This is a genomic window from Salinispora goodfellowii, from assembly GCF_059570675.1.
This window is the reverse complement of sequence record NZ_JCANTD010000101.1, coordinates 1-1,103: the sequence shown is the minus strand read 5'-3', so window position 1 is coordinate 1,103 and position 1,103 is coordinate 1. Positions and strand designations below refer to the sequence as shown.

Below are 1,103 nucleotides of genomic sequence, written 5' to 3'. Positions count from 1 at the left end.
ACGCCGTGGCCCAACCCGGCAGCACCATCACCACCGGCAAACAGTGGCTCCGCCCCGTCCACGCCGGCAACGGCACCCCCGACGACTACACCGACCTCGACGCCGACGACAAAATCGCCGTCGTCACCCGCAACGACGACATCAGCCCCGCCGACCAAGCCGCCACCGCGGCAGCAGCCGGGGCCGAACTACTCCTGATCGTCAACGACAACCCCGGAATCCTCTCCGAATACGTCGGCAACTCCCCCATCCCCGTCGCCAGCATTCACCGCGACATCGGCAACATCCTGACCAAACTCGCCGAACACGGCATCCCGCCGCTGAAGGTCACCCAGGAGAAATACCCCGACACCGTCTACGACCTAGCCAAAGTCTGGCGCGAACAGGTGCCCGACCAGCCCCTCACCTACCACCCCAGCCACCACGACCTCGCCCGAATCGACGCCCGATACCACGCCGTCCAGAACACCGAAGGCACCGGCTACCGTGCCAACATGGCCGTCGGGTTACCAATCGGGGTCGACGAACCGGAGTGGCATCCCAGCGCCCGTACCGAGTGGGTCACCCCGGACATCCCCTGGCGCGAGAGCCACCGGCAGCGTGACTTTTTGGTCCTGGCGGACACGCACACCTACGCCAAGGGCACAACCACCAGAGTGGACTGGTTCGCACCCGCCATCCGGCCGGCCTTCAACCGGTCAGCCAGCGACCAAAACGGTCGGTACCAGGACTTCATGACTCTCAACCCGCATCCCTGGAACCCGTCGGGCGTGCTCGACTACGGCGGAGTGATGACGGGGTCTTTCACCGCACAGGAACACATCAAGCTCTATCAAGGCGACACGCTGCTACACGAGAACACCGGGAGCGCCTACCTGCCGACCAAGGAGGTGCCGGCCGGCACGCTGCCGTACCGGCTGGTGCTGGACGCGTCGCGTCCGGCAGAGGAGTGGGGGCTGTCGACCCGCACCCACACCGAGTGGGACTTCATCTCCAGCACCAACAACGCCGCCCCCGAAACCCCGGAACCGATCACGCTGCTGCAGCTCGACTACGAACTGGACACCGACCTACGAGGCGACGTCGAGGCCGGCACCCGCCAG

1 protein-coding gene is annotated in these 1,103 nt (G+C 66.1%); it reads left to right on the top strand.

The genetic code is table 11. The features are described 5' to 3' along the window. A partial coding sequence (locus tag T398_RS26815; RefSeq protein WP_496450585.1) for a PA domain-containing protein occupies positions 1-1,103 on the top strand: 1,103 nt, incomplete at both ends.